The 26,508-nt window shown below is 48.2% G+C and carries 22 protein-coding genes; 1 reads left to right on the forward strand and 21 read right to left on the reverse strand.

The genetic code is table 11. The features are described 5' to 3' along the window. Positions 1-35 precede the first annotated feature (35 nt). From serS to GPL15_RS22755, 19 genes are all read right to left on the reverse strand, one after another. Positions 36-1,319 (reverse strand): serine--tRNA ligase, encoded by a 1,284-nt coding sequence (gene serS, locus GPL15_RS22665; RefSeq protein ID WP_215700954.1) that lies wholly within the window; start codon positions 1,317-1,319, stop codon positions 36-38. 122 nt (positions 1,320-1,441) lie between these two features. Further along, positions 1,442-2,272 carry a pyridoxamine kinase gene (locus GPL15_RS22670; RefSeq protein ID WP_215700955.1) on the reverse strand — a complete coding sequence of 277 codons (831 nt, stop codon included), beginning with the start codon at positions 2,270-2,272 and terminating at the stop codon, positions 1,442-1,444. Between the two features lie 25 nt (positions 2,273-2,297). After that, positions 2,298-2,891, reverse strand: coding sequence for an ECF transporter S component (locus GPL15_RS22675; protein WP_346345028.1), 594 nt, complete (start codon positions 2,889-2,891; stop codon positions 2,298-2,300). Positions 2,892-2,986: 95 nt separating this feature from the next. Next, positions 2,987-3,643: a thiamine diphosphokinase gene (locus GPL15_RS22680; RefSeq protein WP_215700956.1), complete on the reverse strand. Its 657-nt coding sequence runs from the start codon at positions 3,641-3,643 to the stop codon at positions 2,987-2,989. Continuing rightward, positions 3,631-4,305, reverse strand: coding sequence for a ribulose-phosphate 3-epimerase (rpe, locus tag GPL15_RS22685; protein WP_215700957.1), 675 nt, complete (start codon positions 4,303-4,305; stop codon positions 3,631-3,633). Before rpe ends, GPL15_RS22680 begins: the two co-directional genes overlap by 13 nt. 1 nt (position 4,306) lies before the next feature. Next, on the reverse strand, positions 4,307-5,185 hold the full coding sequence (rsgA, locus tag GPL15_RS22690) for a ribosome small subunit-dependent GTPase A (protein ID WP_215700958.1): 879 nt from the start codon (positions 5,183-5,185) through the stop codon (positions 4,307-4,309). A gap of 17 nt (positions 5,186-5,202) precedes the next feature. Beyond that, positions 5,203-7,317 carry a Stk1 family PASTA domain-containing Ser/Thr kinase gene (gene pknB, locus GPL15_RS22695; RefSeq protein ID WP_215700959.1) on the reverse strand — a complete coding sequence of 705 codons (2,115 nt, stop codon included), beginning with the start codon at positions 7,315-7,317 and terminating at the stop codon, positions 5,203-5,205. After that, complete coding sequence (locus GPL15_RS22700) at positions 7,311-8,054, reverse strand: Stp1/IreP family PP2C-type Ser/Thr phosphatase (protein WP_215700960.1); 744 nt, start codon at positions 8,052-8,054, stop codon at positions 7,311-7,313. The genes pknB and GPL15_RS22700 overlap by 7 nt, the downstream gene beginning before the upstream one ends. A gap of 6 nt (positions 8,055-8,060) precedes the next feature. Then, entirely contained in the window at positions 8,061-9,101 is a 1,041-nt protein-coding gene (gene rlmN / locus GPL15_RS22705) for a 23S rRNA (adenine(2503)-C(2))-methyltransferase RlmN (RefSeq protein WP_215700961.1), read from the reverse strand. 2 nt (positions 9,102-9,103) lie between these two features. After that, the gene (gene rsmB, locus GPL15_RS22710; protein ID WP_215700962.1) at positions 9,104-10,432 is read right to left on the reverse strand and encodes a 16S rRNA (cytosine(967)-C(5))-methyltransferase RsmB; all 1,329 of its coding nucleotides are present in this window, start codon (positions 10,430-10,432) and stop codon (positions 9,104-9,106) included. Then, on the reverse strand, positions 10,425-11,117 hold the full coding sequence (locus GPL15_RS22715; RefSeq protein ID WP_215700963.1) for a zinc metallopeptidase: 693 nt from the start codon (positions 11,115-11,117) through the stop codon (positions 10,425-10,427). Before GPL15_RS22715 ends, rsmB begins: the two co-directional genes overlap by 8 nt. A gap of 1 nt (position 11,118) precedes the next feature. Further along, positions 11,119-12,057, reverse strand: coding sequence for a methionyl-tRNA formyltransferase (gene fmt, locus GPL15_RS22720; RefSeq protein WP_215700964.1), 939 nt, complete (start codon positions 12,055-12,057; stop codon positions 11,119-11,121). A 6-nt stretch (positions 12,058-12,063) separates the two neighbouring features. Then, positions 12,064-12,549: a peptide deformylase gene (gene def / locus GPL15_RS22725; protein ID WP_215700965.1), complete on the reverse strand. Its 486-nt coding sequence runs from the start codon at positions 12,547-12,549 to the stop codon at positions 12,064-12,066. 35 nt (positions 12,550-12,584) lie between these two features. Beyond that, positions 12,585-14,810 carry a primosomal protein N' gene (gene priA / locus GPL15_RS22730; protein ID WP_215700966.1) on the reverse strand — a complete coding sequence of 742 codons (2,226 nt, stop codon included), beginning with the start codon at positions 14,808-14,810 and terminating at the stop codon, positions 12,585-12,587. Between the two features lie 12 nt (positions 14,811-14,822). Continuing rightward, the gene (gene murF, locus GPL15_RS22735) at positions 14,823-16,202 is read right to left on the reverse strand and encodes a UDP-N-acetylmuramoyl-tripeptide--D-alanyl-D-alanine ligase (RefSeq protein ID WP_215700967.1); all 1,380 of its coding nucleotides are present in this window, start codon (positions 16,200-16,202) and stop codon (positions 14,823-14,825) included. Between the two features lie 33 nt (positions 16,203-16,235). Further along, complete coding sequence (locus GPL15_RS22740) at positions 16,236-17,696, reverse strand: UDP-N-acetylmuramoyl-L-alanyl-D-glutamate--2,6-diaminopimelate ligase (protein ID WP_215700968.1); 1,461 nt, start codon at positions 17,694-17,696, stop codon at positions 16,236-16,238. Between the two features lie 73 nt (positions 17,697-17,769). Further along, positions 17,770-19,440, reverse strand: a complete 1,671-nt coding sequence (locus tag GPL15_RS22745) for a formate--tetrahydrofolate ligase (RefSeq protein ID WP_215700969.1) — start codon at positions 19,438-19,440, stop codon at positions 17,770-17,772. 45 nt (positions 19,441-19,485) lie between these two features. Beyond that, complete coding sequence (locus GPL15_RS22750; protein ID WP_215700970.1) at positions 19,486-22,158, reverse strand: DNA translocase FtsK; 2,673 nt, start codon at positions 22,156-22,158, stop codon at positions 19,486-19,488. 196 nt (positions 22,159-22,354) lie between these two features. Beyond that, a complete protein-coding gene (locus GPL15_RS22755; RefSeq protein ID WP_346345027.1) occupies positions 22,355-23,071 on the reverse strand; it encodes an ATP-dependent Clp protease proteolytic subunit in 717 nt (238 codons plus the stop codon). A gap of 117 nt (positions 23,072-23,188) precedes the next feature. Here GPL15_RS22755 and citC point away from each other — a divergent pair, with 117 nt between their 5' ends. Then, complete coding sequence (gene citC / locus GPL15_RS22760) at positions 23,189-24,238, forward strand: [citrate (pro-3S)-lyase] ligase (protein ID WP_215700972.1); 1,050 nt, start codon at positions 23,189-23,191, stop codon at positions 24,236-24,238. 110 nt (positions 24,239-24,348) lie between these two features. On the opposite strand, the gene GPL15_RS22765 is transcribed toward citC, so the two are convergent. After that, on the reverse strand, positions 24,349-24,807 hold the full coding sequence (locus GPL15_RS22765; protein ID WP_215700973.1) for a DUF3237 domain-containing protein: 459 nt from the start codon (positions 24,805-24,807) through the stop codon (positions 24,349-24,351). 253 nt (positions 24,808-25,060) lie between these two features. After that, positions 25,061-26,500, reverse strand: a complete 1,440-nt coding sequence (locus GPL15_RS22770) for a four-carbon acid sugar kinase family protein (protein ID WP_215700974.1) — start codon at positions 26,498-26,500, stop codon at positions 25,061-25,063. Positions 26,501-26,508: the final 8 nt, after the last annotated feature.

A 26,508-nucleotide genomic window follows, 5' to 3' on the forward strand; every position in this document is an offset into this window, starting at 1 on the left:
TAATCCTCCCTTATTCCCACGGTTTCCCGTACTGTTTATTTTTTCCTGATCTCTGTCATGCCGCCCATGTATGGCTGCAATGCCGTCGGGATCTTAACACTGCCGTCTGCCTGCAGATTATTCTCTAAAAATGCGATCAGCATTCTCGGCGGGGCAACTACCGTGTTATTGAGCGTATGGGCAAAATATTTCCCCTTTTCTCCATTGACACGGATCTTTAACCGGCGCGCCTGCGCGTCACCTAAGTTAGAGCAGCTTCCCACTTCGAAATATTTTTTCTGTCTCGGAGACCATGCCTCCACATCCACGGATTTCACTTTCAGGTCGGCAAGATCGCCGGAACAGCATTCAAGTGTCCTCACCGGGATATCCAGGGAACGGAACAGATCTACCGTGTTCTGCCATAACTTATCGTACCACATCATGCTGTCTTCCGGTTTGCAGACAACGATCATCTCCTGTTTCTCAAACTGATGGATGCGGTAAACTCCCCGCTCTTCCAGTCCGTGAGCGCCTTTTTCCTTGCGGAAACAAGGGGAATAGCTTGTCAGGGTCTTAGGCAGCTTGTCTTCCGGTATGATGGTATCGATAAACTTACCGATCATGGAATGTTCGCTGGTTCCGATCAGGTATAAATCCTCGCCCTCAATTTTATACATCATAGCGTCCATCTCAGCGAAACTCATAACTCCCGTAACCACTTCGCTTCTGATCATAAATGGAGGCACACAGTATGTGAACCCACGGCCTATCATAAAATCCCTGGCATAAGAGATCACTGCGGAATGAAGTCTTGCAATATCTCCCATCAGATAATAAAATCCGTTTCCTGCAACCTTTCTGGCGCTGTCTAAATCAATGCCTTCAAAGCTCTCCATGATCTCCGTGTGGTAAGGAATTTCAAATTCCGGTACAACCGGCTCGCCATATCGTTCCACTTCCACGTTTTCGCTGTCGTCTTTTCCAATGGGCACGCTGGGATCGATGATATTTGGTATGGTCATCATGATCTTTTTGATCTTGGCTTCCAGTTCCGTCTCCTTTGCTTCTAACTCAGCCAGGCGGGCAGAATCGGCATTCACCTTAGCCTTTAACTCTTCCGCTTCTTCCTTTTTCCCCTGTCCCATCAAAGCGCCGATCTGCTTTGAAAATTTATTGCGGTCCGCTCTTAAACTGTCTGCTTCCGACTTGGCAGCCCTGTTTTCAGCGTCTAAAGCGATCACTTCATCGACCAATCCTAATTTACTATCTTGAAACTTGTTTCTGATATTCTGCTTTACAATTTCAGGGTTCTCTCTGACAAACTTTAAATCTAACATAATTTTCCTCCTAAATTCTATACCGCGGACCCATAGCGATACGATTTCCTGTGATATAAAAAATGTAGTATAATCATACGTGAGTATACTACATTTTAAACGCAAAGGAAAGACCTTTTTCCTTATTTCACCAGCAGACAGAGCATTTCTTCCAGGCAGACCCCATGGTTTACCGGAATATTTAATTCCTCTGATTTGAGAATGCATGCCTTTATAAATCCGGCTGATTTTCTGGCGGCTGTCAAAAGATCCTCCCCCTGCAGAAGGCTGGCCGCTGTGATGGCGGAAAAAATATCTCCGGTTCCGGGCCGCTCATGCCCCACCCTCTTCATCTTCTGGAACCTGATCTCATCCGGTCCTGCAATTACGTTCACTAAAAATCCGCCTTCATTTATTCCGGTAATTACCACTTCTTTCGGACCGATATCCAGAATCTTCAGGGCCATGTCCTTTAATTCGTCCCGTTTCCATCCGTCTTTTTTATATTCCATGCCTGTGAGAATGCAGGCTTCCGTCAGATTCGGCGTCACCACATCCCCTAAGGACACCAGTTCTCTCATCCGGCCGCACATCCGCCCATCAAACGTTTTGTATGGTTTCCCATGATCCCCCATAATGGGATCGATGATTACTTTTGTATTCTTTCCCTTAAAATCCCGGATCATACCTGAAACGATTTCAATCTGGCTTTCCGATCCCAAAAATCCGGTCAAAATGCCGTCGAAGGACAGTTCCAACTGCTTCCATGCCTGGAGATAGGGAACCATATGTTCCGTAAAATCCTGAAAATAACAGGCCGGAAAGGCCAGGTGGTTGGAAAGGACTGCGGTGGGAACCGGGCAGGCCTGCACCTTCAGCGCCGATATAACAGGAATAGCCGCTGTTAGGGAACAGCGGCCATATCCTGACAAATCATTGATTACTGCTAATTTTTTCTGATGATAATCATTCATATGAACTCCACACAAAAGGAGGACATCAGCCGATATGGAAGAATAATCCGGCTTTTTTCAGCACCGGCCTCACCGCCATATACACGAACACCACAACCAGAGTACCGGCTACCGCGTTGATAAATGTAACGCCCGCCGCCCAGGTGGACATGATCTTTGCCGCTGACGACTCCACTCCTAATACGAAATTTTTGTAAAAATAACCCACAATGGGATCCATGATAACATTGAACCCCAGCGCTGCTATGGATGAAATCAGCGTCCATTTCAGCACGTATTTAGAATCGTGATTATCGGTAATATGGGCAATTTTATGGGCAATAAACCCGGCGATCAAGCCAATGCACAGCTTCAGGATAAATGTTTTAGGCGCGCTGGTGATATAAACCGGATCCAGAATATCCGCTATGGTCATTCCCAAAGATCCGGCCAGCCCGCCGTAAACACCGCCTAAAAGCAGGGCAGCCAGCACGCAGAACGCGTTGCCGATATGCAGGGCCACCATATCCCCGCCGAAGGTGGGAATCGGGATCTTCAAAAAGGTAAATGCCACATAGCATAAAGCTGCCATCAATGCCGTAATCACAATCTTGTAAACTTTTTCATTCTCTTTGTTAATCATCATAAGCTCTCCCTTGCAAATCAATTTTCCCTATCATAGCATGCAAGTGGATTGCTATAAATATCCAGTCTGTCACTTTTTAACCATACCAGTTAATCCTTTGATTCCACGCAGATCAGGATACCGCTGTCAAATTCAATACTTCCCCTTTCCCCGGTCAGCTCATTGCTGACACAGAGGCCGGATTCTCTGCCGATTTTGATGTTCTTCTTATTCAGCGGATATTTAAACCCTTTTAAGGTTATGCCGGTCACCTGTTCGGTAAAAGGAATAAAGGATATATACCTGCCCCATACATCGGATTTATAAAACTCCTTTTTCCCCATCAACAGATACAAATAGTTCTGCGGATCGGCAATCCGCCCCTCCATCCCCATCTCCTGGCAGTAATAAAGCAGATGGATATTGGCCAAAAGGTGATCCAGCCTGCCGCCGGTAGCCCCTAATATCAGCACCCGGGTGCAGCCCAGCCTGGCCGCCACAGCCAGCGCCAGTTCCGTGTCCGTCTCGTCCTTTTCCGGTTTGTGGATATCCCAGGTAACGGGACCTGCCATCCTTTTATATTCATCCACAATCTCCGGAGAGGCCGTATCAAAATCCCCTACAATGGCATCGGGTTTCAGCCCCAGCTCTTTAACCGCCTTCAGCCCCCCGTCCACTGCCACCATTTTATCAAATCGGTATTTCTCCAATAAAGAATCAGCGAAAGCCAGATCAAGGCTTCCGCCGGTAAGAATTAAACCGTCCATTTATCCTCACATTCCTTAAATATATCTAAAAATGCCTTTGTATTGGCAGCCGCATCACCGTTGAAGACAGCGGAACCGGCCACAAAGATGTTGGCTCCCGCTTCCATCAGAGTTCTGACATTATCCGGGGTCACCCCACCGTCCACCTGGATATCCGTAGAAAGCCCCAATTCCCTGCATTTTGCCCGCAGACTGCGGATCTTATCAAGAGTATAGGGGATGAATTTCTGACCTCCGAATCCGGGGTTTACGGTCATGAGAAGCACCATGTCCAGTTGGGGCAGAATGTATTCCAGCACGCTTATGGGAGTGGCAGGGTTCAACGCAACCCCCACCTTTAATCCGGCTTCCTTAATCTGGTTTACGGTACGGTCTAAATGAACGCAGGCCTCCGCATGGACGCAGATTAAGTCCGCACCCGCTTTTTTCATATCATCCACATAACGTCCCGGTTCCTCTACCATCATGTGAACGTCAAACACCTTTTCCGTGCAGCTCCTTAAACTGGCGATCACAGGCATTCCAAAAGAAATGCTGGGCACGAAGGCCCCGTCCATCACATCGATATGAATATACTGGGCACCTGCTTTATCCACAGTCTGAACCTGTTTCCCCAGTTCCTTAAAATCCGCCGCCAAAATAGATGGTGCTAAACAAAACATATTAATATCTCCTTCTGTCCTTTAATTCCTGATACATCAACCGGTAATTTTCGTAGCGGCTGGAGCTGATCCTGCCGTCCTCCACTGCCTGTTTGATTCCACAGATTTTTTCTCCTATATGAACGCATCCAAGGAACCTGCATCCTTCTTCAAACTCCCCGAATTCCGGGAAATAATTTTTCAGCTCCTCTGCCTCCATGTTTTCCACAAACATGGAACTGAATCCGGGAGTGTCCATCATAAATGTATCCTTTTCAATATAAAACAACTGGGAATGTCTGGTGGTGTGTTTTCCCCTTTGAATCTTCTCACTGATCGTCCCCGTTTCCATGCCCGCCTCCGGCTGTATCATGTTGATGAGGGAGGATTTCCCAACGCCTGACGGACCGGCTAAAACCGTTGTTTTCCCGCGCAGAAGCCCCCGGACCATATCGATTCCGGTTTCCTCATATGTGCTGGTAAAAAGCACCTCATATCCGGCCGGTTCATAGATCTTTTTGTATTTATCTATGATCGTTTGGTCTGAGAGGTCTACTTTATTGAATAAAATTGAAACAGGCACATTGGCACACTTCATCATCACTAAAAAACGGTCCAGCAGGTTCAGATTCGGTTCCGGGTGAAGGATGGAAAACACCACCAGGGCCTGATCCACATTGGCAACCGCCGGGCGGATCAGACTGTTTTCCCGGGGCAGAATCCGGTCGATATTTCCCTCACATTCCACCTCATCGAGTATGGTGATCTCCACGTTATCCCCCACCAGGGGTTTTATCTTTTTATTTCTGAAAATTCCTTTTGCCTTGCATTCATACACGGTTTGATTCCCGTCATGAACATAATAGAATCCGGCAATTCCCTTTATAATTTTTCCTGTCATTCACATTCCATCCTGAATTAATCCATCACTATAAATGTTACCGGGTAAGATTTCAGCACAGCATCCGTGTTGGTTTCCACGATCTCCACTTCCCCTTCCGTCACTCCTTTAGCGCCTTCGATAACCGGTAAATTTACAGGAAGCGTTATGTTGCCGCTCAATGTCTGGGGCTGCATCAGCGTTTTATATTCAGTTTCCCCGTTTACCACCTGTTTTAAACGGATCATGATCGTAACGCTGGTGGTTCCCGAACCTGGACCGATCAGATTGCTCAGATCATAGGTTTCATTTAAGGAGGCGATATAGCGCCTGCTGTCCTCCGCCGGACCGGAACTCACCACATAAGAAATTGACGATCCTTCCGGAAGCTGGCTGCTTGGCGATTCCACCTGTCGTATGATAACGCCAGGCTCCACCGTATCGCTGGGTTCGGTTGTGGCCGTTCCCGGAATAAAGCCGGCATCTACCAGCATCCCGATGGCGATTTCTTCCATCTGCCCTGTGATATTGGGAACGATTTTCATCGTCACAGCAGGGCCGGAACTGATATAAAGGGTGACATTTTCTCCCTCTTTTACGCTTTGGGGCTCGTAACGGATCACTTTGCCTTTTTCAATGGTGTCGTTATTTTCCTCCACCGTGGATACCACCAGTTTTTTTGTCTCCAGAAGCCGTTTTGCAGCCTCCCCGTTCAAATCCGTAAGCTTCAATTCATCCAGGTCAATTTTATTGGAACCGTTGCTGACCACCACATTCACCGTTGAATACTTGGGCACTGGTGTTCCGGCCTTATTCTCCTGGGAAATCACATGGCCCTTAACTATGGTGTCCGAATCCTCATACCCGGCGATTTTCATGATCAGAGTGCTCTCTTTTAACTTCGTCTCAGCTAAATCCTCCGGCAGGTCAAATACATCCGGCATGGCCACCTCTGTATCGTTTAAGGTGCTCTCAGCCGTTACATCCGTCTGGCTTTCCTGGGTCGGTGTTTTTCCCGAACCCAGACTGAAAATGCCTCCCAGCTTCATCACCACAAACACCAGGATCACAACAATGATAACGGCTACAGCAACTCCCGCAAGAGTCATCAGCTTCTCAATTTTGGGATTGATATCATCGTCCGGCTCCTTTTTCGGTTTCTGTACTGAAGGCCTCTGTGTTTTTCTCACCATCGGTTCCGGTTCATAGGGCACAGGCTCATAAGGCGCCTGTTTCCGGTTTCCCTCTTTAATCTGTTCCATCTCCTCAGACGTAATGGGCCTTGTCTGACCCATGATTTCCTGATGGGGCGCCTGTTTTACAAAATCCCGTTCCGGAGAAACCAGCGCCTTTCTCAGATCGCCGATCAGCTCCGCCGCAGATGAATACCGGCGTTCCGGCCTCTTCTCCGTACATTTCAAAATGATGTTTTCCAGACACTGGGGTATATCGGGGTTATATACGCTGGGCCTGGTAATCGGCTCTTCCAAATGGGCCAGCGCTACGGTAACCGTATTATCCCCTTCAAACGGCACTCTTCCCGTAACCATCTCATACATGGTAATGCCCAGGGAATAGATATCGCTTCTGGCGTCACTGAGCCTGCCTCTGGCCTGCTCCGGCGATATATAATGAACGGAACCGATGGCTGTCGCCCCCTGGGTCTGGGCGCTGACAGCCCTTGCGATTCCAAAATCAGCCACTTTCACCTTACCGTCCCGGTTGATGATAATGTTCTGCGGTTTGATGTCCCGGTGAACCAGCCTCTGTTCATGGGCGGCGGCAAGTCCCTGAGCCACCTGGATGGAGATGCCGATGGTCTCCTTTACTTCCAGATGGCCTTTTTTAACTATGTACTTTTTGAGGGTGATCCCCTCGATCAGTTCCATCACGATGTAATGAAGATATTCTTCGTCCACAACATCGTAAACATTTACAATATTCGGATGGGACAGTCCGGCGGCAGCCTGGGCTTCCATCTTAAATTTGCTCACAAAATTGGCGTCTGTGCTGAATTCATCCTTTAATACTTTAATGGCTACCAGACGGTTCAGTTTATGGCACTTGGCCTTATAAACATCAGACATTCCGCCTGATCCTATCACATCTAAGATTTCATAACGGTTTTGTAAAAAAATTCCGGTTCTTAACATGACCTCACCTCACTTAATTGGGGGTCTATAAGAATAACGGCAATATTGTCCTTCCCACCATGGTGATTGGCCTCACTGACCAGATCCTCTGTTTTCTGTTTTAAGTTCCGGTCCGAAGATACGATACGGCGGATTTCCTCATCCTCCACCATATTGGAAAGCCCATCGGAACAGAGGAGAATATACTCCCCCGGATTCAGCGTCACTTCGAAAAAATCGATATTCAGCGTGTCCTTCGTCCCCACAGCCCTGGTGATTATGTTCTTGTTAGCCTGGTAATCCTCGCTCCCACGCTCCATCTGTCCCAAAGAAACCATCTCCTCCACATAGGAATGGTCTTTGGTCACCTGCCTGATCTGTTCTCCGACCACATACAGCCGGCTGTCTCCGATATTTGCCACATACAGGGTATCCTGATCCACCGTAGCCGCCACAAGAGTGGTGCCCATTCCGGACAGACGTTCATCTTCTATTGACTTTTCATATAATTCCCGGTTGATCTTTTGAATCCCCGATTCCAAAGCAGGGACGATGCCCATACTTTCCTGATGATTCATATATTCCACAAGCTGTTCCACCATAAATCTGGACGCATAATCCCCCGCTTTATGGCCTCCCATGCCGTCTGCCACAATAAAAAGATTCGCTAATGAGCCGATCCCGGCCGATGAGGAAAAAATGTAATCCTGATTCATGGTTCTGACTCTTCCAACATCTGTCAACGCATATGCCTGCATCTATCCTCATCCCTCCTTATCCATAAAACTTTTTCTAAGCTGTCCACAGGCGCCATTTATATCCCGGCCCATTTCCCTTCTTATAGTAACATTAATTCCGTTTTTTTCAAGATAATTTTTAAACGCCTGGATGGCTTTCTGGCCCGACTGGACATAATCCCGTTCTTTTATGGGATTGACGGGAATCAGATTTACATGTCCGTGCTGGTCCTTTATCAGGTCTGCCAAAGCCCTGGCCTCTTCCAGATTATCATTCACGCCGCTTACAAGGCTGTATTCAAAGGTCAGCCTCCGGCCTGTTTCCAGATAGTACTCATGGCAGGCCGCCAGCACATCGGAAAGCTTATAACTTTTTGCAACCGGCATCAGGCTTTTTCTCACCTCATCATTGGGCGCATGCAATGAAAGCGCCAGGGTGATCTGAAAATGTTCCCGTGCCAGTTTCCTGATGCCGGGCACGATCCCACAGGTGGACACCGTTATGTTTCTCTGGCTGATGTTGAGCCCGTTTTCATCTGAAATCAAGCGGATAAACTGTACCAGGTTATCATAATTATCCATAGGCTCTCCCGAACCCATCACGACCACATTCGATACCCGTTCTCCTGTGGAAGCCTGTATCCGGTAAATCTGATCCAGCATTTCCGCCGGCGTCAGATTCCGTTCCAGGCCGTCTAAGGTGGACGCACAGAAACGGCAGCCCATCCGGCACCCCACTTGGGAAGAAATGCAGACAGAATTGCCGTGTTTGTATTTCATCAGAACGCTTTCAATCACATTGCCGTCGTGAAGCCGGAACAGATACTTTCTGGTTCCGTCAATTTGGGATACTTTCATATCCGCAGTTTCAAGCACCGTGAGTTCACAGGTTTCTATTAATTGTTCCCTCAGTTGTTTGGGCAGGTTTGTCATCTCGTCGAAACCGGCAGCCAGCTTCACATGCATCCACTGGTAAATCTGCTTTGCGCGAAACGGCTTTTCTCCAAGCTCCGATACTATCTTTGTTAAATTTTCCAGGTTTAATGACTTAATATCTTTCTTTTCCATATCTACTTTCTGCAAAATACCGAAAGGAAGAAACCATCGCAGGGATGGATGCCGGGAAGAAGCTGGATACAGCCTTCTTTCATGGACTCTTCTTTCAGATTTTCCCCTAACCGTCCTTCTATATTGACCGGTTCAAACGGATAATGATCCCTGAACCACTTCGCATTTTCTTCATTTTCTTCAGGATTGACCGTACAGGTGCTGTATACCAGATACCCGCCCGGTTTCACATACTGCCAGACTACCGACAGAATCTCCCTCTGCAGCTTTGCCAGATCATCTGCCTTCTCTTTGGTCATATTGACCTTAATATCCGGCTTCTTTCCCATGATTCCCAAACCGGAACAGGGCAGATCGGCTAAAAGCACATCCGCCTTTTCCACAGAATCCGGATCAAATTCCAGGGCGTCCTGAACCTTTGCCTGAATATTGGAAAATCCGGTCCTGCTTATATTTTCCCGTATCAGATTCACCTTTTGTTCGCTCAAGTCCCTGACATCCACCTGCCCTGTCCCTTTTAACCGGTCGGCCACATGGAGGCTTTTTCCGCCCGGAGCGCCGCATACGTCAATCACGTAATCCCCCTGTTTTAATGGAACCGCCTGGGCCACAAAGCTGGAACTCATATCCTGCACCTGGATCCAGCCTTCCATATAGGCGTGAAGTCCTTCCAGATAATCATATTCCGACAGGAATAAAATAATATCAGAATAAGCAGAAGTTTCAATCCGAACCTTCTGCTCTTTCAAACTTTCCGTAATCTGTTCTTTGGAAGCTCTGTCCAAATTGCAGCGCACTGCCAGTTTCGATGGTTTTAAAAAGGATTGGGCCATGGCCTCTATGGTACCAGAGCTGTACTTTGTTTCCCACAGCTTTAAAATCCACTCAGGGATCGAATAGCGTACCGAATCGTCCGGCCAGACAAAGGTTTCTTTCTGCCGGGCAATATTCCGTAAAACTCCATTTACAAAGCCCTTCAACCCCTGAAATCTTCTTTTAACAGCCAGCTTCACAGCCTCGTCACAGGCTGCGGAATCCGGCACCCGGTCCATATACACGATCTGGTATACCGACATGCGCAGAATGGTCCGGATCATCGGCTTCATCTTCTTTACTTTTACTTTTGAGAGCTGGTTTATCATGTAGTCGATCTGGATCAGATATTCCAGGGTTCCATCCACGATTCTCGTGATAAAGGAACGCTCTGTCTTATCCAGATACTGGTATTTGCCCAATGCCTGTCTGAGCACAATATGGCTGTACCCGTTGTTCTCAAGTATTTCATATAGCACATCCAGTGCGATTTCTCTGCTGTTTACCGATTTAGTCACGGTTTCTTCTTCCTCCAAACAGGATTATTAAGCGGAGCAGCTGCAAAACAGAAGCTGCCACGGCCGCCACATAGGTGAGCGCTGCCGCTCCAAGCACTTTTTTCGTATGATCCAGTTCCGAATCCCGTAATATCCCTGTTTCTCCCAAAAGGGCCACCGCCCGTGAAGAGGCGTTGAATTCTACCGGAAGTGTGATCACCTGAAATAAAACAACCAGCACAAACATCCAGATTCCCACCTCTATGAAGGAGGTAAAGCCGATCAACATGCCGATTAAGATCAAAGGCAGGGATAATTTGGCCCCAAAATTGGCAACCGGAACGAATGCCCCTCTGATCTTCAACGGTGCGTATCCCACATTATCCTGGATTGCGTGGCCGCATTCATGGGCCGCAACGCCGATGGACGCAACGGAACTGGAACCGTATACCGAATCCGACAGGTTCAGCGTTTTATTCCGCGGGTCGTAATGGTCGGTCAGCTGCCCCGGCACCGAGCGGACGGTAACATCATAGATGCCCTGGGCATTTAAAAGCCTTCTGGCCGCCTCCGCACCTGTCATTCCGGTCATGCTTCTCACCTTGGAATACTTATTAAACGTAGACTGTACTCTGGAGGACGCCCACATGGACAGCATGGCTCCTATGAGCACCAAAATCATCGTTGGATCATAATAATAAAACATATTACTCTCTCCTTTCAAAAACAGTACCGCATTCAACGGCATATCCTCTTAAAAAAGAGGATATATCCATCCGTTTCTTTCCTTCCAGCTGTAGTTCTTTAATTGAAAGCGCCTGGTCTCCTGTTTTAACCACCAGAGTGTCCGAATCGCAGGCCACAACCTGCCCCGGCGTTCCTTCTCCGCTCCATTCGGCCACCTGGGCGGACCAGATCTTTAACGTCTTTCCATTCCACATAGTATACGCACTTGGCCATGGGTTTAATCCCCGGATCAGCCGCTCTATGGACGCCGCGGAAGCATTCCAGTCAATGTCTCCCAGCGTTTTTGTCAGACGGCTGGCATAACAGGTGCCTTCGTCTGTCTGGGGAACGGGCACGATGGTCTTCTTTTCAAGCCCTTCCAGGGTGGAAAGAATTAACTCAGCTCCTGCGGCGCTCAATTTATCATGAAGGCTTCCGCCGGTTTCGTCTTTATCAATGGGAATTATGACTTTTTCCAGCATATCTCCCGTATCGATTCCCGCATCCATCATCATGGTGGTTATTCCTGTCTCTTTTTCACCATCGATAATTGCCCATTGGATCGGAGCCGATCCTCTGTATTTTGGAAGCAGGGAAGCATGGATATTCACACACCCATATTTTGGTATATCCAGAATGGCCTGCGAAACGATCTGTCCGAAGGCGACCACCACAATCACATCAGGATTCAGATCTTCAAGTATTTTTATAAATTCAGGGTCCTTAACTTTCACCGGCTGATAGACCGGAATCTGGTATTCCAGGGCTTTTTCCTTAACCGGAGTCATCAAAACGGCCTTTCCTCTCCCCTTAGGCTTATCCGGCTGTGTTACTACAGCCGTCACTTCATGGCCCGCATTGACCAGTGATACCAGAACATTCACGGAAAATTCCGGTGTTCCCATAAAAACTATACGCATTGCGATCTACTCCTCTTCATCCTCTTCTTCGGCTTCCACATCCATCAGTTCGCCTTCTACCAGCTCAACATAAAGCTGTCCCTGCAGATGGGCGCACTCGTGGCAGATTGCCCTGGCCAGCAGGCCTTCGCCCTCCAAAACGTATTCTTCCAGATGCTCATTCAGCGCCTTTACCTTAACGTGTTCCGGCCTTGTCACGGTTCCCACCTTGCCCGGAACGCTTAAACATCCTTCTGCCCCGGTCTGGCTTCCCTCTTCTTCTATGATCTCGGGATTGATCAGCACATATTGATTGCCGTCTTCCACATCAATAACCACAATCTGCTTTAAAATTCCCACCTGGGGAGCCGCAAGCCCTACGCCGCAGGCTTCATACATGGTCTCAAACATATCCTCTATCAGGTCTGCGGTTCTCGGCGTCATCACCTTCACCGGTTTGCACTTTTTATTTAATATCTCGTCTCCAATTGTCCTAATCTGTCTAACTGCCATAATTCCTCTCATTCTGCCGTCAAAACGGCTTCTGTTTATGAAAAATCATACTGGATCATGACCTGGGTAAAAATAACATCCTCTTTCATCTTCTGTTCCAGTCTGTCCCTAATTTTAATTAGTATATCATAATTTACGTGTTTCAAATATAAAATTTTTCTGTATATATCATTAACTTTGTATACAGACGCTTCCACAGGCCCGGTCATCTGTATATTCTCCGCTTTTTCCTCTTCACCTGCCCACTTAGCCAGTGTTTCGGCTGCCCGCGCCAGCTCTTCTTCCGATCCGGACGACATTTGAATGGTCAGCAGCCGGCAGGCAGGCGGATATTTCATAAGGCTGCGGAAAGCCATCTCTTCCTCATAAAAGGCTTCATAATCCTGTTTTGCCGCGGCCTGAATGCTGTAGTGGCCGGGGTTATAGGTCTGAATGACCACATTCCCTTCTTTTTCCCCTCTTCCCGCCCGTCCGGCTGCCTGGGTCAAAAGCTGGAAGGTCCGCTCTCCTGCCCGGTAATCGGAGGTGTACAAAGATAAATCCGCCGCTATAGCACCAACCAGAGTCACATTGGGAAAATCATGGCCTTTTACAATCATCTGGGTTCCGATGAGAATATCGGCTCCGCCTTCTGCGAACCTGGCCAGAATTTCCTCATGTCCGCCTTTTTTAGAGGTGGTATCCAGATCCATCCTGAGGATTCTGGCTTCAGGAAACATCTTAGCCGCCATCATTTCCAGCTTCTGGGTCCCTACGCCAAAGTTGGCGATATAAGGAGAACCGCAGGATGGACACTTGTTTGGCAGGGGGATCTGATAGCCGCAGTAATGGCAGACAAGCTGTTCATTTTTATGAAGGGTCAGAGTTACGTCGCAGTGAGGGCATTTGATGGCCTCACCGCAGGAACGGCAGGAAACAAAGTTGGCATAACCCCGGCGGTTGATGAACAAGATCACCTGTTCCCTCTTCTGCAGCCTGTCCTGAATCAGCATCTGAAGCCGGCGGCTGAACACGGATTTATTGCCCTCCTTCAGCTCCTGCCTCAAATCCACCACTGAAACCTGGGGCAGATAACTGTTTTCCACCGCGCGCCTGGTCAGCCGGTATAACCGGTACTCTCCACGGACTGCTCTCACATAGGCCTCTAAAGAAGGGGTGGCCGATCCCAGCACAACGGCGGCGTCACACATTTCCGCGATCTCCACGGCCACTTCCCTGGCATGATACCGGGGGGACACCTCGCTCTTATAAGCGCCTTCATGTTCTTCATCTATGATAATTAAACCTGGATTTTCAAAAGGGGTAAACAGTGCGGATCTGGGACCGATCATAATATCAATTTCCCCATTTTTCGCCCGTTCAAACTGATCGTACCGTTCTCCGGCGGACAGCCTGGAATTGATGATGGATACACGGTTGCCAAAACGGCTGTAAAAGCGCATCACGGTCTGGTAAGTCAGGGCGATTTCAGGGATCAGCACGATCACCTGCCTTCCCCTGCCTATGACGTGGCGGATCAGTTCCATGTAAACTTCCGTTTTTCCGCTTCCCGTAACCCCCATGATCAGACTGGTTTTACGGATTCCCGAATCATAGTCCCGTACAAAGCTATCCACAATCTCCTGCTGTTCGGAATTGAGCATCTTCTGAGCGGATTCCTGTTTTCCGGCGTGAACCGGATTCCTGTATTTGGTTTCCGAAACGATATTGATCAACTGCTTTTCCGCCATCGTTTTTATGGTGGCTGGTGAAAGCTTCATCCCAGTTACCGCAGTCTCATAAGGGATCTCAGGCCGCTGGCGGAAAACGGCCAGAAGCCGCGCCCTGGCTTTATAGTTTTTCTGCTCCGCCTGGGCGATGGCCCTTTCTAACTCCTCTTCCTCCAGACAGCATTTGATAACCCGTTTCTCTCTGGCTTTCACCTGCTGTTTTACCGGAAGAACGGTTTTCAGCGCCTGATTCATGGTGGAGCCGTAATATTCCTTCATCCACCAGGCCAGCTTTATGAGCCGGGATTCGGCCGTCACTCCGCCGTCTACCAGGCCGCAGATCTCTTTCATCTTCAGGGGATCATATTCCGCCTGGTCCGTCACTTCCACCACATACCCTTTCCTCACATGGTTTCCCATGCCGAAGGGAATGCGCACCTGGACTCCGGCGCTGACCTGGTCTTTCAGCGCTTCCGGAATCCTGTACTGGAATGTTTTATCTACTTTTTCATGTGAAATATCAATTATTACATTGGCATATGCCTTTGCCATTCTTCCACCTGTCTATTCTGATTTTTTCTTTAAATAGAAACTGGAAATCTCTCCCAGGTTCATGCTGTTGGAGCCCTTAAAAAGGACTGCGTCTCCGGATTTCAATTCGCTGTCCAGATACCCTTTCAGTTCCTCTTTCTCCATAAACCGGAACACTTTAATCACGCTGTTATTCTGTGTAATTCCGTCCCCGATATACTCAGCCAGACTGCCTAACAACGCTACTGCGTCAACCTTTTTCCCGCTTATGTACTCTCCCACCTCATAATGGAATTGAGGAGCGTTGTCCCCCAATTCCTTCATATCAGCCAGGACCGCGATCTTCCGGCCTTTATTCTCGATGGAAAGCAGAACATCAATCCCCGCTTTCATGGAAACCGGACTCGCATTGTATGTATCATCAATGATGGTAATTCCATTTACCGTATCGATCTGCTGACGGTTTTTAAACCCGTTAAACCGTCCAAGAGCCGCCGCCGCATGTTCCATGGGAACACCGTATTCACAGGCGCAGGCAAGAGCCGCCATGGCGTTCAGCACATTGTGCATCCCCATTATGCCCAGTTCCACCTGGACCCGCTCCGCTCCATGAACAGCCGTAAAATGCGGAAAGCCGTTCTTCAAACAAATGTCTTCGGCCCGGTAGTCACAGTTTTCACCGGTTCCGTAATACAACGTTCTAAAACCGTCCCTCGCCCTGGTATTCATCAGCATATCGTCATCGCCGTTTAAAAGCAGGGTTCCGCCCGGCTTTAATCCGTCCTGGATTGTCAGTTTTTCACGGTAAATATTTTCCCGGCTTCCAAGCTGTTCAATATGCGTAACTCCGATATTGGTCACCACCGCCATATCGATCCGGGCAATCTGAGCGATAACGGTCAGTTCCCCAGGCTCGCTCATTCCCAGTTCGATCACTCCGATCCCGTCATCTTTTGTGATCTCCGACAGGGTTATGGGGACTCCTACCTGGCTGTTATGGTTTCCCGGCGTTTTATAAACCTGATAACCGGCTGATAAAGCCGCTGCAATCATCTCTCTTGTGGTGGTCTTTCCCACACTTCCCGTCACTCCGATTAAGGGCAGGCTGAGGCGTTTCCTATAATACCGTCCAATATCCTGAAGTGCCTTTTTCGTATCCGCTACCCGGATATAAGGGCAGGCAGAATCAGCGTTGTCATGTTCACTGGTGAGTACGGCAGCCGCGCCGTTTTCAACCGCCTGGCCGATAAAACGGTGGGCATCCACCTTTTCACCGATCAATGGCACGAACAGGGCGCTGCCTTTCATCGTCCTGGAATCAATGCTGATATGGTCAAGTGAAAGTTCCGGGCTGCCGCAGAGCAGTTTTCCCCCTGTCGCTTCCACAATATCTCTTACTGTTATTCCTTCCATAGCTTTCCTCGCTTTTTCGCGGCTCCCGGCCTCTTATAATTTTTTTACGGTCTCTTCAATGACCGCCCGGTCCAAAAACGGATACCTGACTCCGTTTATCTCCTGATAATCCTCATGCCCCTTTCCAATCACCGCGATCATATCTCCCGGCTGGGCATGGATGATGCTGTATTCAATGGCTTCTCTCCGGTCGGGTATCTCGATAAACGCCCCTCCCGTTTTCTCAATGCTTCCCCGGATATCGGCGATAATGTCCTCCACCTTTTCAAACCTGGAATTGTCGGCGGTGATGATGCACAGGTCCGCCAGACGCCCTCCGATTTCACCCATGGAATACCGTCTGTCCTTGGAGCGGTTTCCGCCGCAGCCGAACACACAGACAAGGCGTTTGGGATTGTAATCCCTGAGGGTTTTCAACAGGCTTTCCATGCTCACCGCATTGTGGGCATAATCCACAATGACAGTGCATTTCGGTGATGCATAGACAATCTCCATTCTGCCGTTAACGCTCAAATGTTCCAGCGCATGACAGATCTTGTCTTTGGGAAGACCCAAAAAGCTGCACACGCTGACTGCCGCCAAAGCGTTGTATACATTGAACCGGCCCGGGATATTCACCTTCAGTTCCAGTTCATATTCCCCTGTAACCTTAAAATCCAATCCTACAAAATCAGGCTCCGCCACATACCGGATATCTTTCGCCATAAAACCTGCGTCACCGTCCAAACTGAACGTGTGGCATTCGCAGGAAGCCCGGCGGACGATTTCCTCATAATGAGGGTCATCCCTGTTCACAATTCCCGTTTTACAGCGGTTTAAGAGCTGGGATTTATAGTAAAGGTATTCTTCAAAATCCGCGTGTTCATCCGGCCCGATATGATCCGGGGAGATGTTGGTGAACAGCCCGTAATCAAAGAAAATCCCATCCACCCGGTGCATTTTCAGCCCTTGGGAAGATACCTCCATGATCATGTATTCACAGCCGGCTTCTGTCATTTTAGAAAAATATTCCTGAAGCTCATAGGATTCAGGAGTGGTGTTTCTGGTTGGATAAGTCTCTTCACCGATCACCGCTCCGTTGGTGCCGATCATGCCCACCTTTTTTCCCGCTGTTTCCAGAATCGCCTTTATCATATGGGTGGTGGTGGTCTTTCCCTTGGTGCCAGTCACACCGATGGTGACCATCTTCTCTGCCGGATAGTCAAAACGGGCCGCTGATAAAAGGGCCAGGGCGTTCCTGGAATTATCCACACGGATTACCGTTACTCCTTTTGGAAGGTTTTCCATATCCTTTTCAATCACCAGCGCCTTTACGCCCTTTTGCACCACATCATCGATAAAGTCATGGGAATCGATTCTCGATCCCATCATACAGACAAATACGGTCTGCTCTTTTGCTTTTCTGGAATCATAGATCACATCCGTGACTTCCAGATCCAGAGTTCCCTGCAGCAGTTCATATTCCATTTTATCTAACCACTGGATTAATTTCATATCTACCTCTCAATCTCTATTTGTGTTCTGGCCTGATCAGGGACGGAAGATCACATCCTCCGTCCCCGTTTATTTAGAATAATCCTACAATTACGCCATCGTCATTCACATCAATATTATCTGCGGCCGGTTTCTTTGGCAGGCCCGGCATGGTCATAATCGCGCCGGTCAAAACTACCACAAAACCGGCACCTGCTGACACATAGACATCCCTGACATTGATCTCAAAACCGGTAGGACGGCCAAGTTTTGTCTGGTCATCCGACAGGGAGTACTGTGTTTTCGCCATACAAACAGGGAAATTTCCAAATCCCATGTCTTCGATCTGTTTTAAGGCTTTATTGGCAGCCGGGGAATAAGTCACTCCGTCCGCTCCATAAATCTCGGCAGCTACTGTATGGATCTTATCTTTCAGGCTCATGTCATCCGGATAAATGGGATGGTAATGGCTTTCTTTGTTTTCCAGCGTTTGAATTACTTTCTCAGCCAGCGCTTCTCCGCCTTCTCCGCCTTTTGCCCATACTTCGGATAGGGCAAACTCGCATCCCCTCTCTTCGCAGAAATTCTTAATGAATTCATATTCCGCTTCTGTATCGGAAGTGAAGGAATTTAAGGTTACCACCACCGGTACACCGTATTTTTGAATATTCTCTATATGTTTTTCCAGGTTGACAATGCCTTTTTTCAGAGCGTCCAGATTCTCGGCGTTCAGCTCCGCCTTAGGCACTCCGCCATTGTATTTGAGCGCCCGCACCGTTGCCACCAAAACTACGGCATCCGGCTTTAATCCTGCTTTGCGGCATTTGATGTCCAGGAATTTTTCCGCTCCCAAATCCGCGCCGAATCCGGCTTCCGTAACCACGATATCAGCCAGTTTTAAGGCTGTCTTCGTAGCTCTCACGCTGTTGCACCCGTGGGCAATATTGGCAAAGGGCCCGCCGTGAACCATGGCCCCTGTGTGTTCCAGGGTCTGGATCAGATTGGGCTTAATGGCGTCTTTTAAAAGCGCCGCCATGGCTCCAACTGCATTCAACTGGCCTGCTGTTACCGGTTCTCCAGAATAATTATATGCAACGATGATCCTGCTTAGGCGTTCTTTCAGATCATTCATATCATTGGACAGGCAGAGAATTGCCATAATTTCTGATGCCACCGTGATAACAAAATGGTCTTCCCTCACAACGCCGTCGGCTTTGCTTCCAAGGCCCACCACCACATTGCGCAGAGCCCTGTCATTCATATCCAGGCATCGTTTCCATAAAATCTGTCTCGTATCGATTCCAAGGGCATTGCCCTGCTGGATATGGTTGTCCAAAAGCGCTGCCAGCAGATTATTGGCCGAAGTGATGGCATGGAAATCACCGGTAAAATGAAGGTTTAAATCTTCCATCGGAACCACCTGGGCATATCCGCCGCCGGCCGCTCCTCCTTTTATGCCGAAACAGGGCCCTAAAGACGGCTCTCTAAGGGCGATCATGGTCTTTTTTCCCAATCTGGATAAAGCGTCCCCTAGTCCGACGCTGGTTGTGGTCTTTCCTTCTCCTGCGGGAGTCGGGTTGATGGCTGTAACCAAAACCAGTTTTCCATTGGGTCGGTCTTTTACCTCTTCCCACAGTTCATCCGTAACCTTGGCTTTATATTTTCCATATAATTCCAGGTCGTCCTCTGAAATTCCATATGCCGCCGCCACATCTTTGATGGGCAGCATTACTGCTTCCTGCGCAATCTGAATATCTGTTTTCATCTTCCTGTGCCTCTCTTTCCTTATGATTCATTGGCGGTTAAACCGTCAGCCATTGCTGATCATATCGTCAAACTCCTCCATGGTCATTAAAACCTTTCTCGGCTTCGTTCCCTCTTCTTCTCCGACTACCCCGGCTTCCGACAACTGGTCCATAATGCGGGCCGCCCGGTTAAATCCGATTTTAAACATTCTCTGCAGCATTCCAATGGATGCCTTCTCTTTTTCTATTATGAATTTTCCCGCCTGGACAAAATATTCATCCCGGTCATTGCCTCCCGCCTGGGCCTGAGCAGCCGAAGGCGATGCAATCTGGCTTTCAATATCGGGATTATACTCAGTCGTCATCTCCTGCTGGGTTAAAAAATCAACTACCTGGGAAACTTCCTGGTCCGAGACAAACGCGCCCTGAACACGGAGCGGTTTCTGGTAACCGGCAGGATAAAACAGCATATCGCCTTTTCCCAGAAGTTTTTCCGCACCGTTCATATCGATGATGGTTCTGGAATCCACGCCGGATGAAACGGAAAATGCAATTCTGGACGGCACATTTGCCTTGATTAAACCGGTAATGACATTGACAGACGGACGCTGTGTCGCAATTACCAGATGGATGCCCGCCGCCCGGGCAAGCTGAGCCAGGCGGCAGATAGAATCTTCCACCTCTCCGGGCGCCACCATCATGAGGTCCGCCAGCTCGTCCACAATAATAACGATCTGAGGCAGTTTCTTAGGCTTATTCTCATCCTCGATCTCTTTAATCGTATCTACTTTAGCATTATACCCTTTTAAATCCCTGACATTATAATCCGCAAACTTTTTATACCGGTCCGTCATCTCGGCAACCGCCCAGTTCAGCGCCCCGGAAGCCTTCTTAGGATCCGTCACTACAGGAATCAGCAGATGAGGGATTCCGTTATAAACGCTGAGTTCCACTACCTTAGGGTCAATCATGATCATCTTCACGTCTTCCGGGCTGGATTTGTAAATGATGCTCATGATCAGGGTGTTGATACATACGGATTTACCGGAACCGGTGGCTCCTGCAATTAATAGATGGGGCATCTTTGCGATATCGGTGACCACCACTTGTCCGCCGATGTCTTTTCCCACCGCAAAGGACAGCCTGGATGCGCTGTCTTTAAACTCCCTGGCTTCCAAGAGATCACGGAGAAATACCATGTTATTCTCCTTATTGGGCACTTCGATACCCACTGCGGATTTTCCCGGTATAGGGGCTTCAATACGGATATCAGCCGCCGCCAGACTCAGTTTAATATCATCAGCCAGGCCCACGATCTTGCTGACCTTAACTCCCTGCTCCGGATGAAGCTCGTAGCGGGTTACGGACGGGCCGCAGCTTATATTAGTTACAGTAACCCCTACTCCGAAATTCTGGAGGGTCTGCTGCAGCTTAATGGCTGTTTCTTTATATTCTTTATCGGAAAAAGAGCCGTTGGTCTTAGCGCCCTTTTTAAGAAGGTCAAAGGGCGGGAATTTGTATTCCTTTTTCACCTTTGCCTCCGTCTGCCTGATCTCGTCCTGTACGCTGATCTCTCCCGTTTCCTTGGCTTCCCTGGCCTCTTCCCGCTTCTTCACAAGTTTTTTCTGAAGGGCTTCCGTATCCGTCTCTATGATCTTACCGGACGCGGTGACCACCCGCTTCGTCTCCTCGGGAATGGAAAATCCGGACATATCCATCTCTTCCAAAGTTCTCTGTTCCTTGCGGACAAAGATCTCTTCCGGCTGGTCAAATCCCGAAGATCCTCCTATAAAAATGTCTTCTTCGTCCACATCAAACGGAACCGCATCTTCATCCACATATTCCGGCGGCACGGCAATACTTCCGGTAAACAAATCGGCCTGCCTCTGTTTGACCGGTTCCGGCTCTCCGGCAGATTCCGGCATTCCTGTTATTACAGGCTCCCTTATCATCTCCGGCACCGGTTCCGTAAATTCCTCTTCCGGCTCAGGCATGAGTGCCGCTGCCGGTTCCATCAGTTTTGTGGAGTCCAGATTAACGCCCCGGACTCTTTGTTCTTCTCTTAAACGCCTTTTTTCTTCCTGCCGCTCGGCATGAATCTCCCTGCGCCTTCCGATATCCTCTTTTGCGTGCTGATATGCTTTATCTCCGCCCTTTTTCACAACTGAAACAAAGGAGCGCTCTGTTATGATCACTCCGCAAATAATAAAAAGTACTATGAGCACCAGGTAGGTTCCAACCGTACCCAGGGCCGATTTCATCGCATATGTAAGCATTCCGCCAAGCCATCCGCCTCCCATGCCGCTTGCAGCCGACGCCTTATAGAACTGTGTCAGCCCCTGGCCTTCCTGGTATGAGCCGAATAAAAGCTGGGCTAGTCCGCAGAGGGTGAGGACGGCCGCGATCACCGCTGTCAGCTTCAGGACTGCAATCGGATTGCCCTGGTTGGACATATAAAAGCATGTCCCCACAAACAGAAGCAAGGGGAATATATACCCCACCATTCCGAAAACGCCCAGCTGTACACCGCGCAAAAAATCTCCTGCCATTCCGCACAGCTTAAAATTGCTCAAAAATAAAAGCACAGAAATTGCAAATGATACAATCAAAATTACTTCTGCGCGTATAAAGCCATCCTTCTGCTGTGTTTTTTTCACACTCGTCTGTTTCTTTGGTCTTCCTGCCGGACGCTTTGCGCCCGCTGATGCCTTTGTCTGTTTCTTTCCTGTTGATGCCACGAAAACCAAACCTCCTTAAATTTAACCATTGAACATAGTATACAAAAAAAATTTAAGAAATGCAAGGTTATCCAAATTTCAGTTTCAGCCGGCGGCTCCAGATTGTTCCTGTTCACAGCTCCCTCTGGCGGATCCGGCCTGTCGGCCGTGCCGCTTTGCGGGGCTGTGAACAGGAACCGGGGCTGCAGCTACCGGATTACCGGCCGTTCTTCTGAAGATCGATCATGTGGTGCAGCTTTTCCAAAGCTTCTTTGATCCCGCCTACCTCATCGATCAACCCTTCTTTTACAGTTTCCTCACCTACTAAAACGGTTCCCAGATCCCTGGTCAGCATCTCTGTATTCAGCATCAGGCGTTTTAACTGGTCATAGGCGATTTTGGCATGGTTTGATACAAAGCTTAAAATACGGTCCTGAATCATTTCAAAATATTCATAAGTCTGGGAAGCGCCGATGACCATTCCGGTCATTCTGACAGGGTGGACCATCATGGTGCCTGTAGGCACGATAAAGGAATAGTCCGTGCTCACCGCCAATGGCACGCCGATGGAATGGCTGCCTCCAAGAACCAGGGAAACAGTCGGTTTGGATAAGGACGCAATCATTTCCGCAATGGCTAAACCTGCATCCACATCTCCGCCGGAGGTATTTAAAATCACCAGCATTCCATCCGTTTCATTATCGTCTTCCAATGCGGCGAGCTGGGGAAGGATGTGCTCATATTTAGTAGCTTTGCTGTTTCCCGACAGGTTTTCATGCCCTTCAATCTCTCCAATGATGGACAAAAGATGGATTTTTTGCTTTTTACCATTGTCCTCCAGCGTCATCTGTCCATATTCTTCCAGTTTTTCGTCTTCTTTTTCTTCTATATCCTTTTCTGTTTTTTTCTCATCTAAATTTTTATCGTCTTTCATCATTTCCTCCTGATTATAATCTAAAGTTAATATCTCCCATAATCAATTCTGTATTCGCCATTTCATCTAAAATGAAGTATACTGATAGCAATTGGAATATTTTTCAGGAGGATGATTATGTCGGAATACACCATAAGCAGGATTGATTATAAAAATAAAAGGGAAATGAAGCAGTTAGACGCACTGCTGGAAAAAGAAGGCATTGAACGGGATAAAAACCTGGAGTATACGGCCGGCCTGTTCGATGAAGACTATCAGTTGGCTGCAACCGGTTCCTGTTTTTTCAACACGCTCCGGTGTCTGGCCGTGGATTCCTCCCATCAGGGTGAAGGTCTGTTAAACCAGATCATCAGCCATCTGATTGAATTTCAATATGGCCGTGGAATTACAAACCTGTTCTTGTACACCAAATGCGCCACCGCCAAATTTTTTAAAGACCTGGGTTTTTATGAAATCGCCAGAGTGGATGGTAAAGTAGTTTTTATGGAAAACCGCAGAGACGGATTCTCCGGATATTTAAACCGTTTGGTAATGGAATCGCAGGAACCAGGGCCGGTTACTGGCGCTGTGGTGATGAATGCCAACCCGTTTACCCTGGGCCACCAGTATCTGGTTGAAACTGCCGCCGCGGCCTGTGATGTGCTGCATGTGTTCGTCGTCTCCGAAGATGTGTCCCTCATCCCATTTTCGGTACGGTTTCAGCTTGTCAAAGAGGGAACTGCCCATTTAAGCAATGTGATCTGCCACGAAACAGGCAGCTATATGATTTCCAATGCCACCTTCCCTTCCTATTTTTTAAAGGATTCCGACACCGTAATCCGTTCCCATGCAAAACTGGATATTGAGATTTTTGTAAAAATCGCCCGGTCTTTGGGAATTACAAAACGGTTTGTGGGGGAAGAGCCTTTCAGCCAGGTAACAGGAATCTACAATGAGGTGATGAAGGAAGAATTGGAACAGAACGGACTGGAATGCCGCATCATTCCAAGAAAAGAAAATTCCGGCGGAGCCATCAGCGCCTCCAGGGTCCGTTTGATGATCAAGGAAAACCGCCTGGAAGAGCTGAAGCAGTCTGTGCCTGAAACCACATACCGGTACTTCATATCTTCTCAGGCGGAGCCTGTCATAAAACGGATTCAGAGCGCGGACGAAGTGGTTCACTACTGATATCGTTTCGGAAAAAGGTCTAAATAAAAAGGTTCTAAGAAAAAGGTTCTAATGAAAGCTTCTAATGAAAGCTTCCCATGGCCGGAATCCGTTCCCGCAGAACGGACCGGTCATTCCATCAGATAATAATCCAATAAAACCTGATCCGGCAGCCTGGTTGCCTTGCATACAAACACCTTTTTACACATCCATCTCAACGGTTCGCCAAAGACTTCAAAATGAGGCGTGGTACAGAAATAATAGAGGGAAGGTTCTATAAATTCCCCTCTCTTCACCTGTTCCACATATTCATCCGGAACCGTGCGGATTCCGTTGTTCTCTACATAGAAGGAACTGCCGTCATCTAACTTCACCCCGTATCTGGCCGACAGTTCGCAGATTCCGTCAGGACGGATCACCTGGCTGTCAACGCCGCCCGGAAGCACCTCCCCGTGCATCGTATCCCCTTCTAATGTGCCGGAAAGGATTGGAATCAGCTGACGCCTGCCGCTTATCTCATCCTGCCCCACCACAATGGGGGTATCCACTTTCACTTTGATGGTAAAAATTTTCTTACCTGTAATATCCATAATTATTCCTCCATGCCGGAGCGTTTTTACTTAGGCACGCGCTGAGAATTTCAGCTTCCCGGCTGCGGTTCAAATCTGTGGCTCCGGCACAAATTTGGGTGAGAATAAGAAACCATCAGGATTATCTTTCTCACCAATCCTCAACTTCGCTGTAATATGTAGTTAATCGTTCTCAGGGATACTCCCTTTTGATACCTGTATTCTAACATTATTTTTTAATGTTGAAAAGGACCGGTTAAGAGATTAATTTCTTTTAATCCCCCATTAAAATCTCAACAACTTCCCTCAGCGTCGTAACCTCCCCGACATTTCCCGGGAAAATCACATAGGGCATGCCGGGGAATTTACTTTCTGCTCCGGTCATCCACACAGGGATGCCGGGTTTAATCTGACCCATGACATCAGCCTTTTTCACATGCAGGGCCTTGGTTCCCACGTCACTGGACGTAATTCCCCCTTTTGCCACAATAAAACTGGGCCTCACTGTCAGTTTACCGATGATGCTGGTAACTGCTGCGGATATCTTCACCGACGCTTCCAGAATTTGATCTTTATCCTCCGTATCCAGCTTTAACACTTGACGGCTGGTATAAACTGCCACAGTGCGCCCTTCTGAAATCTCTTTTTCAGCGGCATTTATCACCCGTTCCACCTCACCATCCAGCCCGTGTTCCACTTTAACCAAATGAGCGTTGAATTCGATAAATGTAATATGCCGGGAGCTGTTTTGTAATTCCTCCAACTGCATGGTTGTCTTCTGCACATGGGAGCCCACTAATACAATACCGCCATTTTTGTTATCCCCCTCTATCAGTTCCTCCCGTGTAAGCAGCGGCCTGTCACTGACTCCGCCAAGCACTTTTGTCACGGCAGCCGCGCTGCGGAAGATAAACTCTTTCCCTGCTCTTACAGCTCTTAAAAATGCAGTCATAAATATTTTAACGTCAACATAATCCACCGCATTAACGATAACCTTATTGAAATCCTGAACTGCCATCAATTGTCCGGTGATCTTCTCCACATTGCAGGCTCTGATATCCGCCAGATCAACACAGGTCACATCCTCCACCCGGTACTTACCGCCTGTTTTTTCCTCACACCACTCGGTCAGATCGGACGCATGATATCCGAAGGTTTTGTCCTTGGCAAATTCCGTCATTCCAGCCGGAACCAGAGTTTTACCATCCTTTACATAGTGGATATTATGTATCGTATACCTTCCCCCTTCTTTAAAAAATGGGAAAATGATCTCTCCGTCATAATATTTTCCAAGCTCCGCTTCAATGACCGTTTTCAAGGTCTCCGTTTCCAAAGGATAATGCCCTCTCAAGGTGGAATCGCTTCGGCTGATCAGAATGAAATTTTTTTTCAGTTCCTTCGAAACTTCCGCTATATTTCCCGCCATTTCCTCATGGGCCTTCCTGGTCTGTTCTGTGGTAAACCCACGTGAATTGGTCAGAATAAAAAACATGGACTTCTTTTCTTCAAACGCGGCTTTCATTGTCTCTTTCTCCCAGTCCGTATAGACGGAAATATCATGTACCGTCTGCACTCCGGTGGGATCATCATCTAAAACAACAATCTTTTTCTCCAATAAATCGAGTTCCTCTTTCAGCATTCCTTCCACCGCCGCTTCATTCGGCATCTGAAAAGAATCCAGAATTTCCATTCCTATGGTCTTCACTTCTCTCATATTCTTTC

It is taken from the genome of Clostridium sp. MCC353, from assembly GCF_018785315.1.
Lineage (GTDB): Bacteria > Bacillota > Clostridia > Lachnospirales > Lachnospiraceae > CHH4-2.

Coding starts and splice junctions, on each gene's coding strand:
- serS (WP_215700954.1), bottom strand. CDS start 1,319: ATGTTAGATTTAAAGTTTGTCAGAGAGAACCCTGAAATTGTAAAGCAG.
- GPL15_RS22670 (WP_215700955.1), bottom strand. CDS start 2,272: ATGAATGATTATCATCAGAAAAAATTAGCAGTAATCAATGATTTGTCA.
- GPL15_RS22680 (WP_215700956.1), bottom strand. CDS start 3,643: ATGGACGGTTTAATTCTTACCGGCGGAAGCCTTGATCTGGCTTTCGCT.
- rpe (WP_215700957.1), bottom strand. CDS start 4,305: ATGTTTTGTTTAGCACCATCTATTTTGGCGGCGGATTTTAAGGAACTG.
- rsgA (WP_215700958.1), bottom strand. CDS start 5,185: ATGACAGGAAAAATTATAAAGGGAATTGCCGGATTCTATTATGTTCAT.
- pknB (WP_215700959.1), bottom strand. CDS start 7,317: ATGTTAAGAACCGGAATTTTTTTACAAAACCGTTATGAAATCTTAGAT.
- GPL15_RS22700 (WP_215700960.1), bottom strand. CDS start 8,054: ATGCAGGCATATGCGTTGACAGATGTTGGAAGAGTCAGAACCATGAAT.
- rlmN (WP_215700961.1), bottom strand. CDS start 9,101: ATGGAAAAGAAAGATATTAAGTCATTAAACCTGGAAAATTTAACAAAG.
- GPL15_RS22715 (WP_215700963.1), bottom strand. CDS start 11,117: ATGTTTTATTATTATGATCCAACGATGATTTTGGTGCTCATAGGAGCC.
- fmt (WP_215700964.1), bottom strand. CDS start 12,057: ATGCGTATAGTTTTTATGGGAACACCGGAATTTTCCGTGAATGTTCTG.
- def (WP_215700965.1), bottom strand. CDS start 12,549: ATGGCAGTTAGACAGATTAGGACAATTGGAGACGAGATATTAAATAAA.
- priA (WP_215700966.1), bottom strand. CDS start 14,810: ATGGCAAAGGCATATGCCAATGTAATAATTGATATTTCACATGAAAAA.
- murF (WP_215700967.1), bottom strand. CDS start 16,202: ATGGAAGGAATAACAGTAAGAGATATTGTGGAAGCGACAGGGGGAAAA.
- GPL15_RS22740 (WP_215700968.1), bottom strand. CDS start 17,696: ATGAAATTAATCCAGTGGTTAGATAAAATGGAATATGAACTGCTGCAG.
- GPL15_RS22745 (WP_215700969.1), bottom strand. CDS start 19,440: ATGAAAACAGATATTCAGATTGCGCAGGAAGCAGTAATGCTGCCCATC.
- GPL15_RS22755 (WP_346345027.1), bottom strand. CDS start 23,071: ATGAAAGACGATAAAAATTTAGATGAGAAAAAAACAGAAAAGGATATA.
- citC (WP_215700972.1), top strand. CDS start 23,189: ATGTCGGAATACACCATAAGCAGGATTGATTATAAAAATAAAAGGGAA.
- GPL15_RS22765 (WP_215700973.1), bottom strand. CDS start 24,807: ATGGATATTACAGGTAAGAAAATTTTTACCATCAAAGTGAAAGTGGAT.
- GPL15_RS22770 (WP_215700974.1), bottom strand. CDS start 26,500: ATGAGAGAAGTGAAGACCATAGGAATGGAAATTCTGGATTCTTTTCAG.